Origin of the sequence: Flaviflexus sp. (assembly GCF_052087705.1) — a bacterium.
GTDB classification, from domain to species: Bacteria; Actinomycetota; Actinomycetes; order Actinomycetales; family Actinomycetaceae; genus Flaviflexus; species Flaviflexus ciconiae.
Genome location: NZ_JBQCYC010000001.1, coordinates 202039 through 218888, shown reverse-complemented (window position 1 = coordinate 218888; position 16850 = coordinate 202039). Strand labels below are relative to the sequence as shown.

Sequence of the window (16850 nt, the reverse complement as noted above, 5' to 3'; positions counted from 1 at the left end):
TCCGGATCGGTTGGAACCACCGGCTCTTCAGGCTCAACCGGGAGTTCCGGTTCGGCGGGGGTTTCCGGATCGGTTGGAACCACCGGCTCTTCAGGCTCAACCGGGAGTTCCGGTTCGGTGGGGGTTTCCGGATCGGTTGGAACCTCAGGAGTGTCAGGCTCGGTAGGTGTTGTCGGGGTTGGTGGAAGATCAGGTGTTTCCTCCTCGCCAGGGGTCGGAGGTACATCCTCGACAGCGAGTGGGCGCGGGTCGTCCTCTTGGCCGACCGCACTGGCTGGGATAACGTTGAATCCCAGAAGGCTGGCTCCTAAAACACTGCCAGCAATAAGCACACGGGCTTTCATAATCAACTTCTTTCTATTTTCCCTGTACGGGTCAATGGAGAGGATGGTGGGGGCAGATGAAAGGCACGTAAAAACGCTCTGCCCCCACCGGCGACGGCGGCCACCGAGTTACCCGTTCAAAAGAAACACGGTGGTCGTCGTTCGTCTGTTACACCACGCCTCGTCGGCGTAGCAGGACAAGGATGCCGCCCAGGGCAGCAAGCCCAAGACCGCTAGCAGCAAGAATGGTCACTGTTGCGCCAGTCTTGGGAAGCGGGGTTGGCTTGGGAGCCGGCGGCGGCGCGGGCGGGGTGGGTTCTTCAATCGTCACCGTCTGATCGGCATCGTCTAAGTCGTGATGGATACCAATAACCTCACCATCAAGCAAGACGTCTTCGAACACGACTACCGTCTTACCTCGCACGAGAGTGGCATCGAACTCGATGACGACCTCGGCACACTCATCGCTCGACTGCGGGGTAAACCTCGTGGTCACCGTCACGGGCGCACCGTCCTTGTCACGAACTGGCTCACCATCAGATTCCATGAGTGCCGTGACGATCTCATACTCGGTGCCCGGAATAAGCGTCTTGTTCACGTCGCACACCCTGTCAGTGATCGAGGCGCTAGGAATACGCTCAATGAGCTTGTCGCCATCAGACGTGTCTGTAGCCGTGGTCTTCAGCTCTGTGCCCGGCTCAAACGTGAGTGTCTGGTTCTCGTCCGTGATGTCGGCGTGAATCGCGACCTCACGACCGTCCTGGGTGAGCTTTTCGAAAGCAACGGTGGTCTTGCCCGCAAACAACGCCGCGTCCACCTCGAAGGCCACCTCGACAGTGCCGTTGGCTGTTTCTGGAGTAAACGAGAGTCTTGAGGTGACCGGCTGACCATCCTGATTCTGGAGTGGCTCGGCTGTGGCCTTATCCATGAGTGTGCCCTCAAGGTCATACGTCTTGCCCGGCTCAAGGTTGGTGTAGGTCACCACATCCACGAGCGTACGAGTCCCAAAACCGGGAACTGGTCCGCGTGACTGTTCATACATGAGCGTGGTGTGAATGGATGGCTCAGCTGTCACAGTGAACTGTTCAGTGACGTCTTCGAAGGATGAGGTGAAAGGCTTGACGCGGTCATCGCCGGCAAAGGAGGTGACAAACACGTATGTACCAGGCGTCATCTCACCGTCATCACCTGTCAACGCCTTAAACTCCGTCGAACCAACCGAGGGATAAAATCCGTTCTTTGCCGGAACATCAACCTGCGCAATCAGCTGGCCAGCATCCGCGTTATCGTCGGAGACGGTCGTGCCTGCTGGGAAGAAGTACAGTGCCTGGTTCATTGCCTGAGTATCAGGACCGAATCGATCATCGCCAGTGAAATCGCCGTGATCGGCAGGGAAACCCGTCACCCACAGGTCATCAACAAAATAGGTTCCCGACTTCGTGGTGCGAATCGAGAGCGTGGAATCTACCTCGACTGGGTGACGATAGGAGGTCGTCTCTGCCGGGATGCCGTAACTATCCGCCCAATCCCCTGCAATATAGTCGCGATACTCGCTCGGCTGGTCAGCCTTGATTACTTCCCATACCACCGTCGCAAAACCATGCTTATCGGTGGTGAAATCGGCGCTGAGCTCGCCCGGACCGTGAGCGACAACAGTCTGAGTCCCGATCAGTTCCGCACCATCGGGCACCGTTGCAGACTGAGCCGGTGGCACGTTGCCCGTATGGTACGCCGAGACCTTGTAGGTCACCGGCACCGGGGTGCCATTATCGAGTGTGAGCCACTGACCCGAGCCATAATCTGGATCGGCAGCGGCTGTGAAGGTGTCGGTGAATGTGCCCGTGTCGGAGATTTTCTCCACGTGCGAGACGCCTACTGGCTGGAAGTCGAAGTTTACCCACCAGGTGTTGCCTGGGATCGTGATGAATTCAGGGTCAACGGGTTTGGGGAACTGGATCGTGTCTTGCACATCCGGATTACGTAGGACGTTGAGCTCGGCAGGAGTGGCATCGAATTGCGTGGAGAATGTGACTTCGCCGTTGCCGGTAGCCGTCCAGGCGAGCTGGAGGCTTGCTGCCTGTGACTTGCCCTTCCATTCCTGAGTGCCCGTGTCGGCGAACACGGCTGGACCGTTCATCGTGACGGTCATATCACGGCCAGCGATCCAATCACCGCCACCGTTCTTGACGCCAATGCCCTCAATGATGCCCTCACGGGTTCCCGGTTCTCCACCAGCAGCGTTTCCGTAGCTTACAGCCGCACTATCGCGCCCATACTGAGCAAGCTCAATGGCGCGGGCATGGATCGTGGGAGCCTCGGTTGAGACCTTGCCAACCAGCCAGTCCACAGCCGACTGTGAATCATAAATCCCAAGCTCGGGCTGGGGAGTAGACTCTTCCAGGTTCGCGTGAACGAGGTAAGCGATAGCGGCAAGCGTATCGGCATCGGTTGAGAGCTGATACTCGTCAAGAATCACGGCTAGCTGTGGCACCGTCAGATCAAGTTCTGCCGGCCCCCACATTTTCGAGTCGGTCAACGTGGCGATGCTGACGACGTCCTCGCGGCCCGGCTGGCTCTTGGACAGGTCGATGCACCAGACAGGTAGACTCTGGTCGGCCCCTGCGGGAGGGGCGATTGCTTGGAGCTTGATCGAGGTGCCATCAGAAAGCGTAATCTCATGGCCCGAGCCAGCAAAGAAAGGCACAGCTTGGGCCGGGGTAGGTAAACTCATCATGCCCACGAGCATGACCAGTAGTGCAGACAAGAACGATACCGTCCTTGTCTTGAGTCGAACAGTAGGTGAATCCACTGTTTCCTCCTTCATTGTGATGATGCGGGTTATCCCGCTCTTCTCCCGCCGATAGAGGCGAGACGTTTCTAAAAATCGCACGGCACCTGAACACCAGCCGAGTTAAAACACTCGAAATGGCACTCGGTTTCACCTTGCGTGTTCCCTTCACACACCCAAGTTGCACGAGCGATATCAACCGGCTTAGGAGTCGGCGTTACCGTCGGCTGCGGCTTAGGAGCCGGCTTCGGCGCTACCGTCGGCTGCGGCTTAGGAGCCGGCTTCGGCGCTACCGTCGGCTGCGGCTTAGGTGCGGTCTTGGGTTGTGCTTGCGGTGCCGGCTTAGGGGCATGTGATGGGGTCGATGATCCTGTCGCTCGTGGAGCCGCAGAGTTTGGTGTTTGTGAGGATGATGATTGGCCGTGGACTGCTTGCCCGCTAGCGTCATTGCTTTCATCGACAGACTGTGGAGTTTCATCCACCGTGCCCCCGGCAGCCTTGATCGCACTTTCAAGCTTCTTGCGGTCAGCTGACAGAGAGCCGTGTAGCTGGAAGAGCCGGGTGACGTCTTCTGCTCGATCAGACTCACGCATGGTGTCATACTCGCTGGTCAACGTCTTTTGAAGATCCTTGATCTCCGCCAGTCCATCCTTGACGGGCTTAATCAGCCCGTCATCGACGCCTGGAGCTTTCTCGGCCGCTTGGAGCGTGGATGTAGAGTCTGCGATGAGGGTATCGACACCATCAAGGGCGACATCAACCTCGCCAGTGATCCAAAAACCGCGCGCAACCTCAATAATGCGGGTAACCGAATCGATATTCTCTTGGAGTTCGGCTTGGTTTGCGGCCAGTGCTGCGGTAGCAGACTTCACCTGCTCGATCGTCTCAGCCAGATCGGCGGCAGCGACGTCAGCAACATCGATGTTGAGGGGCGTATGGGCGCGGCTAGCTTCGATTGAATCATCAAGGTCGTCGCATGCAACGCCGTCCTCGCCGGTGTTGATGTAGCACCCATCGGAGAGCTCTTCGGCCTGAACTAGGAGAGCTTCATGGGAGGTGCGAGTGGTCTGGTAGGTCTCGACCGCTTCGGTGAGCTCTTGACGCTGGCCCGTGTCGTCGCCATCGAAGACGAGCTTAAAACCGGCAAAGCCGATAGCAGCGACAGCTAGGAGGGCGACGATGAGCACCGCCCATTGGCGTGGGGTTGAAGGTCGGGGAGAATTCATCATGGTGTCCTTTGTGGAGTTGCTCGACGTGCGGCGAACTTTTGGGCAAGCTCGGCGCGCATCTCAGCGGTTTCTTCGAGCACTTTTTGGCGCTCTTCTTTGGTCATGGCCGGCCCCACAGCCTGGGGAGAATCATCACGGGTTGTGTTGGTTGACCGTGAGGCCGGGGGTTTGGGAACCGGGATAAGCTTCATCGCGTCGATGCGTGAAATCAGCAATCCCGGCATGTTGCGCACCTTCGGTGGCAACGGGTTATCGGCAAGCCGATGGCGTAACTGGCGAGAGGTCCATCCCGCCGCTATAAGCATCTCAAGTGAGTCCGACACTCGTTGAGCAGCCTTACCCATCAACCCTCGCTTTTGCTCATCAGGAACCGCCTCAACGATGAGATCCCAGTTAGGCACACGTGGCTCGGACGGCCCCGCAGGGGCCTGGTCCGAACTGTGAACCGCCGAAATCTCCACTCCCACCACACCATCGCCGGGCCCGGCAGCGTTGCTGGAATGGATTGGAGTGGATATTGAACGTAGTGAAATATCCTTGGAAGTATCTTTAGATACTTGCGCCGTGCCCCACCGTGCCACGGTAGAGCACTGCACGGTACGACCTGCGGAAACACCATGTTCTTGCTGGTCAGCGACTTGTGGCTGACGCGAGAGTTTCTCACTCACGGCGGGGACTGTGGATAACTTGCGACCCACACCACCCTCACCTGCGAATGATTCTCGCTTAGCGCTCTTTGGTGAGCGTTTTGGCTGGTCGTACCGTGCGGCACCTGTTGCCGCACGGTGAGAATTAGCAGACTCGGCAGCGCTTGCGGTTGTGGATAACTCTGAAACAGGGCGCGGTGTGGGAACTGAGAAATCTGGGTGGGACGCGCACGAGATAATCTCCGAATCGACAAAGCCACCGGCGCGCATCAGCTCGAGCGCAGCGGCGTATGCCTCGCCCGGAGTTAAGGGCGTGTCCGCGACAATCGTCAGCTCACGAATACGACCCTGACGGCGATGCTTAAACCGGAACCGGTAACTAAGCTCTTCAAGCTCGATCAGCGCCTTACGGGTAGCCTTCTCCCCCAAGCCCCGCCCCTGGAGCTCGCGGTAACCCACCCGCGCACCAGTAGGCAGACTCAAGCAATACACGATCAAGCCCAGCGAAGCCCACGAGAGCTTCTTGTTGTGGACCAGACCATTAGGAACCGCCGTCGCACCCTTACGAACAACAAAGAAATCAGTATTCGCAGCCACTAGGGTTCACCCACATCCACACGATCAGACATCACGAGCACAGCTCCCAATCAAGCTGAGCTCGAACCGACGCTGGGATAACCACGACCGCCAGCATCGCCGCAAAACCCCGAAGCAATCTCATAGCAACTCCCCTTGGCCGGGAATAATGTCGGCCGGCGCGCGCGAAGGTGAAGCTGCCGAGGACGCGGATGGGGATGTCGGCGTCAGGATCCGATCAAGCTCCGTCTGAGGCACGCGGTACTGCCCGGAAGGCAAACGAATCGCAAGAATGCGCCCATCACGACACCAATTCAAAACGGTCGACCGGGAGACCTGCAGAATCTCGGCAACATCAGTTGTTGTCAGGAGCCGAGCTGTCGCGTTGTGTGCGTCGGGTTGTGTCAGGTGCAACTTCATACTGCAATAATGACGACTGAGACACGGCTTGTCAAACTCGCCTAGTTGCACATGTTGCGACTGGGTGCGATAATCGAAGCATGACGCTTAGCTACTTCACACCGTCTCTAACGGTCGATCAGATTATTGGGGAGAACGTTCTCCTTTGGCTCCGCCGACAAGGAAAGCAGCAGATCGAGCTCGCAGAGTTTGTTGGCCTCCACAAGTCATCACTCTCAAGGAAAGTGCTTGGAAAGACCAGCTGGTCAGCCGAAGATCTTGTAAAGAGTGCCGCGTTCTTGCAGGTGCCGCTCTCGGCTCTACTGCCTGAATCTGCCGTGGAAATGGCGAAAGCCCCGGAACCTGTTGGTTCCGAGGCTTCGCACTCAGTTGCGGGGGCAGGATTTGAACCTACGACCTCCGGGTTATGAGCCCGGCGAGCTACCGAACTGCTCCACCCCGCGGCGACTTCTCTATCTTAGGTGAGGCTGGGATTATTCTCAAGGCAGGAGCTACGTTAGCCCTCTCACACAGGCAACATTCCGCGAATTCACGCCGACTATGGTGTACGGACTTAGGAAGGGAGGGCACCCGCATGTGTGCGGATGCCCTCCCTGGTGTGCTCACGAGGAGCGGCGATTATCAGTTCTCGCCGTCGAGCTCCTGCTGGGCTTCGACTGCCTGCTCGAGCGCCTCATCGAGACGATCCTGGGCTTCGCCGTAAGCTGCCCAGTCGCCGGACTGCATGGCCTCCTGCGAGTCCTCCATGGCGTCCTGTGCGTTACGCAACGAGATGTCGAGGCGTTCCTGCGCGGAGCCAACGACCTGCGTCGGCCCGGTCGAGTCCTCGGTGGGCTCGTCCGTCGGCTCCTCGGTGGGCTGCTCGGTCGCATCATCGGTCGGCTCCTGTGTGGCGCCGTCCTTTGCGTCCTCAGCCCGTTCCTCGCGCTCTTCCGCATCCACGTTCGAGTCCCCTGCCTTGGCACCGGAGTCTCCGTCGAAGACCTGGTCGAGTGCCTGGTCGAGCGTCGGAGCAAATCCAACCTGATCACCGAAGGCTACGAGAACGTACTGGAGGAGCGGGTACGAGGTACCCTGCGACGCCTGGACGTAGACCGGCTGGACGTACAGCAGGCCGCCACCCATGGGAAGCGTCAGGAGGTTACCGGAACGAACCGTCGATCCGCCCTGTCGTAGCAGGTTGAGTTCCTGCGAGACGTCAGCGTTGGCGTTGAAGCTGTTCTGGACCTGGCCCGGGCCGGGGACCGTCAGGTCACGTGGCAGTTCGAGCAGTCTGAGCTGGCCGTAGTCCTCGTTCTTGACTCCCGCTTCGCTACCGGCATCGGCATTGACCGCGAGGAAGCCCGTGAGGACGTTCCTGTCAGTGTTACCGCCCGGGATGAAGGAGGTCGACAGTGAGAAGGTCGCTTCGTCCGTTCCCGGCATCTGCAGCGTCTGGTAGTACGGCGGCTGAGCCGTCGTCGTGGCACCCTCGCCGACCGTCGGGTCCGGGGGAACATTCCAGAAGTCACCACCGGAGTAGAACGAAGCAGCATCCGTCACGTGGTAACGGGTAAGCAGCTGTCGCTGAACCTTGAACAGGTCCTCCGGGTAGCGGACGTGACTCATGAGGTCGCCCGACATTTCATTCATGTCGGTGAGCTGGCCGGGGAAGATCTTGTCCCACACCTTGAGGACGGGATCGTCCTCGTCCCAGCGGTACAGGGTGACCGAACCGTCGTAGGCGTTCACAACGGCCTTGACGGAGTTACGGATGTAGTTCACTTCCTCGGGGATGTAGCCAACGATCTGGCTGTTCGGATCCGTCGTGGTCGTGGCGTCCTCGAGGGACTCGCGTGCCGAGTACGGGTACTGGTTTGTCGTCGTGTAACCGTCGATGATCCATACCAGATCCTTGGCCGTTTCCTCGTCGCCATCCATGTCGACAACGGCGGGGTATGCCTTCGAGTCGAGTGTCAGGTACGGGGCAACCTTCTCCACACGAGTGTGGGGATCACGGTCGTAAAGGATCTGCGAGTTCTCGTTGACACGGTCGGAGAAGAAGATCTCCTGGTCCCGGAACTTCGTGGCGAAGAGAAGCTTCGTCCATATGTTGTCGATCTTCGGGCCACCATCACCCGAGTAGGTGTTGTTCACCTGACCATTCGGGGCATCATCGTTCGGGTAGTCAAGCTCCCACGCGTCCGCACCGTCGGGGACACCGACGATCGAGTAGTCCGGAGAGTTCTGGCCGAAGTAGACGCGGGGCTCGTACTCGCCGAGCTCACCAACGGACGGGATCCCCTGCTCGTAGAAGGCCGGACGACCATCGTCCTGAGCGGTATTGCCGAAGGCGGCAACGACGCCGTAGCCGTGCGTGTAGACCGTGTGGTCGTTAACCCACGTGCGCTGGTCGTCGCCAAGACCGTTGAGGTTGAGCTCGCGAACCGCAATCACGGTATCGCGATCCTCGCCATCAATATCGTACTTGTCGACAGCCAGCTGGCTGGCGAAACCGTAGTACTGGCGGTTCTGCTGAAGCTGGTTGAACGTTGGCGAAACGATGTTTGGATCGAGCAGACGGATCTGAGCCGTCGACTGGGAATCCTCGCGGAGCTGGCCCGCGGTCGCCTCGGTTTCCGCGTTGTACGTGGTCTGATCAATGTTGTCGAGGCCGTAGGCCGCGAGGGTCGCATCAATGTTGCGCTGAATGTATGGCGATTCGAGCTCAACAGCGTTCGGCTGTACCTGGAACTGCTGGACGAGAGCCGGGTATGCGGTGCCCACCACGATCTGGGCGATCACGGCGACTGCGATACCTGCGATAGCGACGCGCAGGACGCCCTTAACAGCAACCCATACGAAGATACCCGCGATGATGACGCAGATGCCGGTCATGATTTCGCGAGCGGGGATGGATGCTTGCACGTCGGTGAACGACGCACCAGCGTAGCGGTAGTTGTCGCCAATGAGGAGCTCGTATCGGGACAGCCAGAACCAGCCGGCAGCAACGAGCGAGGAGATCGCGCCAAGGACCGACAGGTGGATGCGGGCCTTCTTCGAGACGTACAGCGGTTTCTGGGTCGGGTCGATGCCACCGTACAGGTAGTGCATGACGAGCGCGACGATCCACGAGCCGACAAGGAGCTTGACCATGAAGGACAGGAGAAGCTGCAGCATCGGGAGCGTGAAGACAAAGAAGCCAACATCGAGACCGAACTCGGGGTCCTTCATGCCAAACGGTTCACGGTTGATAAACATGAGGACCGTGCGCCACTGCGCACCGGTCCCTGCCGCGAAAATAAGGCCGAGGACGACGGGAAGTCCGTAGAAGGTCAGCTTCTGGTACTTGCTGATGCCGTCCCGGTAGGGGTCAAGATTGCGGTTCCTGATTGCCCCCGGCTCGGGAATGCCATCAGCCGGGTACGCGAGCTTCATGTTGAGCCACAAAACAATGGCGAGGATAAGGGTAGCGACGGCACCAACGCCGATCTGCGCTCCCCACTGAGTCCAGAAGACGCGCACGGCTTCGAGCTGATCAAACCAGAGCACCTCGGTCCAGACATTCGCCGTGATGACGAAGAGGAAAAGCAGGGCGCCGAGGACAATAACGGTCGGGATGAAGGCTCCTCCGCCCCCGCCGCCGCTATTGGCTCTTGAGGTGGTCCCGGAGCCTCCGCCCGTGCTCCACGGGCGATTCGGGAAAGAAGAAGTTGTCACAGGGTTCTCCATAATGCGGAAGATTTACCCCACTACCGTATCGCACCAATCTGGGAGCCACGAAGCACGTAAGGAAACTCCCATATGCAACGATGTACCTATGGAAAACGATGGACCCAAGGCCCTTGACCCGAAGGTAGCCGCCCTGAAAGACGCCGTTACCGACATTGAGAAGTTCGTGGCAACGGACGGTTGGGACGCTCCGATCCGCATCTTTGCGATCGTCAAAGCCGTTCCTGCCCTTGAGAAGGCACCGGAACTAGCAGAAGAGTTGCCCGCCGATGTCGCGGTCAACGCGATCACCGACCCCAATACCCTCTTCTCAGTCGAGCAGGAGGGCCTCCCCCAGGCGTCAACCCTGGAAGAGCTTCTGGCCCAACTGGCATGGCCCGGGGAGGTGGACGGCGCGGCGATTGTCGCCGAGCGCATCATTGTTCCGCCGTCCGCGGAAATGGACCTTCCCAAGGACCCGCAACGCGCTCTTATTGCCCTCTCCGAGCATCCCGAACGCGAGGATGTTCGGATGGCGGTGGGCTACATGCGTGAGGGGCACAGCTGGTGCGCGGTCCGCACCCGCTCCCACGACAACGATGCCGACGTGGTTGGTAGCCCCGACGCCGTACCCGGCCTCGTCGCAGCCCTCAAGGCCACCTTCGAGTAGTCCAACCGCGGGGCCAACCCCACCGTCACGTTCAACGAAACCGCCACCGCAACGCATCGAACACAGTCGCCCTCGACATCGTCGGGGGCGACTGTGTTTAAAACGCAGAAGAAACTTCCGTCTCAGACGTCGTCAATTTATTTGATGGCCCAGAGCGTCACATCCCCCGCAATCACGCGGCCAACAAGTCTTCGATTGCCCGACAGCTCGCCCAAGCCACAGCCTTTATTCGGCCGCGGTCACGTCCTCGTGAGCCACGTGGGAAGCTTTTCTTAGCCTTCGCAGGTCGGGAGGTGACCGGTGTCCCCGGCCTTGATTGCATCGAGAGCTTCAACCGAATCGTCAAGGGTATCGACGGCAATGATCTGCATGCCGTCGACTTCGTTGCCGATAACCTCATCGCAGTTCTCCACGGGTGCCAGGAAGTAGGTGGCTCCAGCATTGCGGGCACCGATCAGCTTGTGCTCGATTCCACCGATCGGCCCGATATCGCCAAGTGAGTCAACCGTGCCGGTGCCGGCAATGACGTTGTCGCCGCCGAGCGAACCCTCGGTGAGCTGGTCGTAGATCTCGAGCGCAAACATTTGACCCGCGCTGGGACCGCCGATGTTCTCCAGAGAAATATTGGCTCCCGGGGATCCTTCCTGCGGTTCGGTAACCACACCGACTCCCAGGAGCGAGCCTTCAGAACCGTCGGTCGGAGCAATCGTTTCAAAGGAGACGACGCGCTCTGCTCCCCCGCGCTCGACCGTGACCTCAAGCTGGGTGCCGGGTTCAATACCAGCCAGGTATTCGCGCAATTGCGGGAAGGTCGACGGGAAGTATGCGTCCTCGCCGGGGGCCTGCAGGCTGACAAGAACATCGTTTTCTTCAATAAGTCCCTCGGCGTTCGAGCCCTCTGCCACATACACCATCGTGAGGGTCACGGGGATTTCAATTCCCGCGAGGCCATAGCCTGCGAGAACCGCATCGATCTGAGAGTTTGCCATCATGGCGGCGCTGGATGCTCGTACTTCTTCGGTCGTGATCTCCTCCGAGTAGAGGGCACGGACGGGAATCAGGTTCTTGTCGTTATCGAGGTATGCCTCGAGCGCTGCCGCGCCGAGAACCGACTCCTCGGGATTACCGAAAGTCGAGACCGTGGTCAGGTGAAGATCGGTTTCCGACGGATAGGTAGGAGCATCGGTGTTCGTGAGAACGATAACGGGTGATCCTTCCAGCTCCGTCACGGACAGCGCGGGCCCCGGCGCCTGGTAAAGATATGTGGTTGGCATGAAAGCCTGCCACGTCAGAAGTGCCCCGAATCCGATCGCTGCGACGCCACCCAAAAGGATTCTGGGTGGCGTCGGGGCAAGGCTGTCATCTCGGTAGGGCACGGGTCAATCATGCCCCCTCACCGGGGATATCACGCAAGCCGGACGGGCGTTTCGCCCTGAGCGCGGATACTGGCATGTAGAAGTTTGCTCGATTAGCCTGGGACACAAGAAAAAGAGGAGCAAACTGTGAACGAACCGGATCCGCGCGACGACCAGTGGAAAGACATGCTGCGTGCCGTCCTCGGCGACCAGGCCGCCGACGAGGTCATCGCATCCATGGAATCCCAAGGTTTCGATCCCGCTAATTTTGCACGAATGAATCCCAATGGCCCCGATGTTTCGGCCCTCATGGGACAGCTTCGCTCCATGCTTTCCGGAGCCCCCGACGGTCCCGTCAACTGGAAGATCGCGGAGCAGGTAGCACGCGAAAGCATCACCCGCGACGGAGTCGACACCCTGACCAACGCGGACGTTGAAAAGGTCAAGAGCAACCTGGCCCTGGCAAACATGTGGCTTAACGAGGCAACGGCCCTCGAGTCCTCCTACGGCCCGGAGCAAGCATGGTCCCGCCTCGACTGGATCGCACACGCCCAGTCGACCTTCCGCCGCATGACCGAACCGGTCGCCGCGAACCTCAACCGTGCGTTCTCCACCGCCATGGAGCAACAGATTGCGGAAATGCCTGAAGAGATGAAGGCCATGATTGGCGGACAGGCCTCCACCTTCCTCAACCAGATGATGGCAACAATGACCGGCATGCAGTTCGGCGCTGCCCTTGGTGAGCTCGCCAAGCAGTCCTTCGGCTCAACCGATACCGGGCTACCGTTTGTCGAGGGCCACACGACCGCCCTTGTCCCCGCCAACGTCACCGAATTCGCGGAGGAACTAGAAGCATCCGAGGATGAAGTCTTCCTCTATGTCGCGGTGCGCGAACACGCACACGCCCGCCTCTTTGCTTCGTCCGCATGGCTTCGCGCCTACCTGCTCGACACGATCGAGGCCTGGGCCCGGGACATCAACATCGACATGGCGGCGGTCGAGGAGCAAATCCGCGGCATCGACATGTCCAACCCGCAGGGTATGCCTGAGATCGACCTGACCGACGTTTTCAACCCGGCGCCCACCGACGATCAGAAGGGCGTCCTCACCCAGCTCGAGACCATCCTCGCCCTGATCGAGGGTTGGGTCTGCGAAGTCACCGACCTCGCCACCGCAGGTCACCTTCCCGACGCTGCCGCGCTCCGAGAAATGTTCACCCGTAGGCGCGCGACCGGCGGCCCAGCTGAGGTCACCTTCGGCAACCTTGTTGGCCTTGAACTCCGCCCCCGCAAACTCCGCGAGGCAGCAGCTTTCTGGAAGATGGCGCTCGAGAAGGGCGACCTAGAGTCCCGAGACCACTTCTGGTCGCACCCCGATCTGCTTCCCGACAGTGAGGACCTCGATAACCCCGAGCCGTTCTTCACCACCCAGGAGTCCGACCTGGAATCGGAAATCGATGATCTGCTGGCAGGCATCTTCGCCGAGGACGAGGCAGGCGAAAAGCCATCCGGCCCGGAGGAGCCCCTCCCACCGACCTCGAACTAAATCCGTTCGTATCGCTTCAGGGTGTGGGCAGGTCAATGCGGCCTGCCCACGCCCTGAAGCGGATGGCGACAGGCAACACACGATCGCGTGCACCCGACCCTTGCGTGCCCCCATCGACCGCATGATCCGGCCGCCACCGATCGCTAATCCGGTTATTCTTGCATCGGACGCCTGGGAGCAGGCGTCCCCGAAGTTCAGATCAGCTCCTCCGCCGACTCGCTATCATTGACGGCCGTTTACTCTGCTTCCTACATCGCTCAGCGTGACTGCACCGAATTCACTCCCCTGAGTCCACAGAGATCATTTTCCGGACATTATTCACCAGTTCCGCCTGCTAATCATCAAAAGCCCGGTTTAATCCCCTTTGCCTTCCTATGCTATGGCTATGCAAATTCCTCAAGGCCTTGGATTATACTGGCGCTCATTGACGTCTATTCAGATTGGACTCTATCCGGAGCGCAGGGCCATTTTCGACGGTATCTATCATCGCGAAGAAGGACTCTTTAATCTCCTTCGAAGCCCCTGCACCCGAGAGGACGTTGACCAGTGGGCACGGACCCACCGGATTGACGACGATCGAGCGGCGAAGATCTGGAACTCGGTGCAGGGTTCTGGGCTCGTGCTCGAGAAGTCATTACCGATGGGAATGTCGGCGGCCGAGTACCGGGCCGCAAGCCGGGCCGGCACTCTCGATCCTGTTGCAGCGTCGCGTACCGCGGTGGAGATTCACGGGTTGGGTCTCGTTGGCGTCCTCCTAGCCCTGAACCTTAACCTGTATGGGCTTGCCAGCATTCACGTCACCGACCCCAGTCCGGTCACCGAATCTCAGGCCCGCTGGCTGGGGAGCGAATCTTTTGGCAAGCCGTGCGACACCGCAGTCCGACCACGGCTGCGTCCAGCCCGGCAGGAAGACCCGGCGACCACCATCATTGTTGCCGTATCGTCACGGACCTATCCGCGTCACATTGCCCGGAAGGCACTTGCCGAGGACGTCCCGTTCCTTCCCATTGTCATTGCCGAGGCCGATATCCAGATTGGTCCGTTCGTCACCGGCTCCCCCTGTATCGAATGTGTTGAGTCTGCCCGGAGCAAAGAAGACGAGGCTTGGCCACATCTCACCGATCAGGCCGCCCGTTTCCAACGCTTGGAGGCTGATACCGCGAGCGCCTTCCAGGCCGTGAGTTGGGTGGTTGGCGAAATCATGCACCTGATTAATCACCCGGAGTTGGAACCCAGGTTGCACTCGTCGATCCTTCACATACCGCCGCCTCCCGGATGGCCGTACCTTGAGCCGGTCGAGCCGTTCCCCCGGTGCGGATGCGACAGGCTGGACCTATGAGGCGTCGACGATCTGAAGGATTGCCGATCCGTACTGGTCGAGCTTCATCGTTCCAATGCCTTTGACCTTGCCAAGCTCGTGGATGGTGGTGGGCTTGGCGGCCGCGATGTTCATGAGAACCCGGTCAACAAGGATGAGGTAGGCGGGCTTGCGCTCTTCAGCTGACTGGGCCTTACGCCAGGCTTTGAGGCTCTCGAGGAGCCGCAAATCATCTGGATGATTGAGCTCAAACTCGAGCGCCGCATCCTTTGCTCGTCTGCGGTTGCGGGTGGCTCTGGAGATGTTTTCCGTTTCGGGCCAGATCCCGTCGAGGAACCTGGTGCGCTTTCGGTTTCCCCTGCCGGATGCTGAGCGTGCGTGCGCGTAGGACACGAAGAGGTGTTCTCTGGCGCGAGTGACCCCAACGTAGAGGAGCCTGCGTTCTTCGTTCACTGCTTCCGGTGTTTCCGCGAGGGAAATCGGCATAAGGCCTTCGCTCATACCTGCCAGGAAGACCGCATCCCACTCGAGGCCCTTGGCGGCGTGGAGGGTGGAGATCGTGACACCTTCGACCGTGGGGGCGTTCTGCATACTGGCGCGTTCCTCCAGCTCGGCAACGAACCCGGCAAGGTCGGCTTCCCGTACTTCCGCGATGTCATCGGCCAGGGTGACAAGGGCGTTGAGCGCTTCCCATCGTTCCCGCTGGGCGCCCGTGTTCTTTGGTGCCTTACGGGCCCAGCCAAGCTGGGTGACGATCTCACGCACTGCTTCGGGCATGGTGCTTTCCACGCCGGAACGAGCATAGGACCTCATCATGACCATGGCTTCTCGGACCTCGCGGCGGGAAAAATAGCGTTCCCCTCCCCTCATGACAAACCCGATCCCAGCATCTCCAAGGGCTGTTTCAAATGCCTGGCTTTGGGAGTTCGTGCGAACGAGAGTTGCTATCTCGGACAGGGGGACGTCCTGTTCCTGAAGGGCAAGGATCTTCTTCGCAATGTCCTTCGCTTCCGCGTCGTCATCGTCGTAGTCGTGGTAGGCAACAGCGGGGCCAGACGGTCGCTGTGCTTGGAGTTTGACAGCGCCTTCGAGCCTCCCCGGGGCGATCACGCGGTTGGCAGCATCAACGATCTGGGGTGTGGAACGGTAGTCGCGAACGAGCTCAATCTCGGAAGCTTCCTTGAAGCGTTTGCGGAAGTCTCGCAGATAGGAGGGGGTGGCTCCCGTGAAGGAGTAGATCGTCTGGGACACGTCGCCAACGACGCACAGGTCGCGCCGCTCCCCCAGCCAGTGGTCAAGGAGGCGTTGCTGAAGTGGCGAAACATCCTGGTATTCGTCGACCACAAAATAGCGGTACTGGTGGCGGATCTGTCGGGCAATGTCGTCCCGCTCCGCCATGATCCCGATGAGGATGAGCAAAATATCTTCGAAGTCGATGACACCTCGGGCCGACTTCGCTTCCTCGTAGGCCGCGATAAGCCTGCCGATCGATTCGAGGGTTTGCCCGGCCACTCCCTCGCGCCCGGTTGCACGGGCTTTTTCAACGTAGTTTTCCTGGCCGGTCAGTGTCACCTTCGACCATTCAATTTCTGCGGCAAGGTCACGGATCGTGGTTCTGTCAACGCCGATGCCGAGCTGGCCTGCCGCTTGGGCAACGAGACCAACCTTGGATTCTTGAATCTGCGGCATGGGGCCGCCAACGGCGTGGGCCCAGAAGTAGGAGAGCTGGCGGAGGGCGGCAGCGTGGAAGGTTTGGGCTTGGACGCCGTGGGCACCCAGATCTCGGAGCCGCGAGCGCATTTCTCCCGCGGCGCGGGACGTGAACGTGACGGCAAGAACGCGGTTGGGTTCGTAGGCACCAACGAGAACACCGTGGGCAATCCGATAGGTGATCGCACGCGTCTTACCGGTGCCTGCACCTGCCCTCACAACGAGGGGTCCCCTGAGGTTCTCCGCAACCTGTCGCTGGTCAGGGTCGAGCGCCGACAGCAGTTCTTCTACGTCCATTTTTCCTCCCTGCCCAGTGTGTCACGCCCACCGGGCACTCCCGCGAGTCAACCACACCGGCTCGCACCGGGTGCAACGCGGAGACTATTGTGTGCATGCGAAGTGCCCGGCCCAACGATCGGACCGCATCCACCATCGCCATGGGAACATCGGGGTCACTAGCCTTCAGCATCGGGCAGGTCGAGCCGACTTTCATCTCCCCCGTTGCTAGTCCCTATGTGGGCTAGAGGCTCTCGTGCGCACTGCGCACAGGCAATCGACGGCTGAGGCTTGGACGTTGCC

General features: G+C 59.8%; 12 protein-coding genes and 1 tRNA gene. 5 read left to right on the top strand and 8 right to left on the bottom strand.

The genetic code is table 11. The annotated features are described in order from the left end of the window. The coding region (locus ACTHUY_RS00995; RefSeq protein ID WP_441677249.1) for a hypothetical protein at positions 1–311 on the top strand (311 nt) is incomplete at its 5' end. Between the two features lie 181 nt (positions 312–492). Here ACTHUY_RS00995 and ACTHUY_RS00990 read toward each other — a convergent pair. The 4 genes from ACTHUY_RS00990 to ACTHUY_RS00975 all read right to left on the bottom strand — a co-directional run bounded on the left by ACTHUY_RS00990 (position 493) and on the right by ACTHUY_RS00975 (position 5983). Then, positions 493–3087: a VaFE repeat-containing surface-anchored protein gene (locus ACTHUY_RS00990; RefSeq protein WP_441677247.1), complete on the bottom strand. Its 2595-nt coding sequence runs from the start codon at positions 3085–3087 to the stop codon at positions 493–495. Between the two features lie 113 nt (positions 3088–3200). Beyond that, entirely contained in the window at positions 3201–4340 is a 1140-nt protein-coding gene (locus ACTHUY_RS00985; protein WP_441677245.1) for a hypothetical protein, read from the bottom strand. After that, positions 4337–5584: a hypothetical protein gene (locus ACTHUY_RS00980; protein WP_441677244.1), complete on the bottom strand. Its 1248-nt coding sequence runs from the start codon at positions 5582–5584 to the stop codon at positions 4337–4339. Before ACTHUY_RS00980 ends, ACTHUY_RS00985 begins: the two co-directional genes overlap by 4 nt. A 120-nt stretch (positions 5585–5704) precedes the next feature. Continuing rightward, complete coding sequence (locus ACTHUY_RS00975; protein ID WP_441677242.1) at positions 5705–5983, bottom strand: helix-turn-helix domain-containing protein; 279 nt, start codon at positions 5981–5983, stop codon at positions 5705–5707. 80 nt (positions 5984–6063) lie between these two features. On the opposite strand from ACTHUY_RS00975, the gene ACTHUY_RS00970 reads away from it, so the two are divergent. Then, the gene (locus ACTHUY_RS00970; RefSeq protein WP_441677343.1) at positions 6064–6393 is read left to right on the top strand and encodes a helix-turn-helix domain-containing protein; all 330 of its coding nucleotides are present in this window, start codon (positions 6064–6066) and stop codon (positions 6391–6393) included. Here the strand turns inward: ACTHUY_RS00970 and ACTHUY_RS00965 are convergent. Together ACTHUY_RS00965 and ACTHUY_RS00960 are read right to left on the bottom strand one after the other, a co-directional pair. Next, positions 6353–6426: transfer RNA gene (locus tag ACTHUY_RS00965), tRNA-Met, on the bottom strand. The genes ACTHUY_RS00970 and ACTHUY_RS00965 overlap by 41 nt on opposite strands. 178 nt (positions 6427–6604) lie before the next feature. Beyond that, the gene (locus tag ACTHUY_RS00960; protein WP_441677240.1) at positions 6605–9682 is read right to left on the bottom strand and encodes a UPF0182 family membrane protein; all 3078 of its coding nucleotides are present in this window, start codon (positions 9680–9682) and stop codon (positions 6605–6607) included. A 100-nt stretch (positions 9683–9782) separates the two neighbouring features. Between ACTHUY_RS00960 and ACTHUY_RS00955 the strand changes: the two genes are divergently transcribed. Next, positions 9783–10343 carry a PPA1309 family protein gene (locus ACTHUY_RS00955; protein WP_441654331.1) on the top strand — a complete coding sequence of 187 codons (561 nt, stop codon included), beginning with the start codon at positions 9783–9785 and terminating at the stop codon, positions 10341–10343. A gap of 272 nt (positions 10344–10615) precedes the next feature. Here the strand turns inward: ACTHUY_RS00955 and ACTHUY_RS00950 are convergent, their stop codons facing one another. Further along, positions 10616–11719: a YlbL family protein gene (locus tag ACTHUY_RS00950; protein WP_441677238.1), complete on the bottom strand. Its 1104-nt coding sequence runs from the start codon at positions 11717–11719 to the stop codon at positions 10616–10618. 126 nt (positions 11720–11845) lie between these two features. Between ACTHUY_RS00950 and ACTHUY_RS00945 the strand changes: the two genes are divergently transcribed. Both ACTHUY_RS00945 and ACTHUY_RS00940 read left to right on the top strand, forming a co-directional pair. After that, positions 11846–13243, top strand: coding sequence for a zinc-dependent metalloprotease (locus tag ACTHUY_RS00945; RefSeq protein ID WP_441654329.1), 1398 nt, complete (start codon positions 11846–11848; stop codon positions 13241–13243). Between the two features lie 424 nt (positions 13244–13667). Continuing rightward, entirely contained in the window at positions 13668–14582 is a 915-nt protein-coding gene (locus ACTHUY_RS00940) for a hypothetical protein (RefSeq protein ID WP_441654328.1), read from the top strand. Here the strand turns inward: ACTHUY_RS00940 and ACTHUY_RS00935 are convergent. Beyond that, positions 14577–16568, bottom strand: coding sequence for an ATP-dependent helicase (locus ACTHUY_RS00935; RefSeq protein WP_441674822.1), 1992 nt, complete (start codon positions 16566–16568; stop codon positions 14577–14579). The two genes, ACTHUY_RS00940 and ACTHUY_RS00935, sit on opposite strands and share 6 nt — an antisense overlap. Between the last annotated feature and the right edge of the window lie 282 nt (positions 16569–16850).

What these genes read in the sequence shown, in the direction of transcription:
- ACTHUY_RS00955 (WP_441654331.1), top strand. Translation starts at nt 9,783, where the DNA reads ATGGAAAACGATGGACCCAAGGCCCTTGACCCGAAGGTAGCCGCCCTG.
- ACTHUY_RS00985 (WP_441677245.1), bottom strand. Translation starts at nt 4,340, where the DNA reads ATGATGAATTCTCCCCGACCTTCAACCCCACGCCAATGGGCGGTGCTC.
- ACTHUY_RS00970 (WP_441677343.1), top strand. Translation starts at nt 6,064, where the DNA reads ATGACGCTTAGCTACTTCACACCGTCTCTAACGGTCGATCAGATTATT.
- ACTHUY_RS00975 (WP_441677242.1), bottom strand. Translation starts at nt 5,983, where the DNA reads ATGAAGTTGCACCTGACACAACCCGACGCACACAACGCGACAGCTCGG.
- ACTHUY_RS00935 (WP_441674822.1), bottom strand. Translation starts at nt 16,568, where the DNA reads ATGGACGTAGAAGAACTGCTGTCGGCGCTCGACCCTGACCAGCGACAG.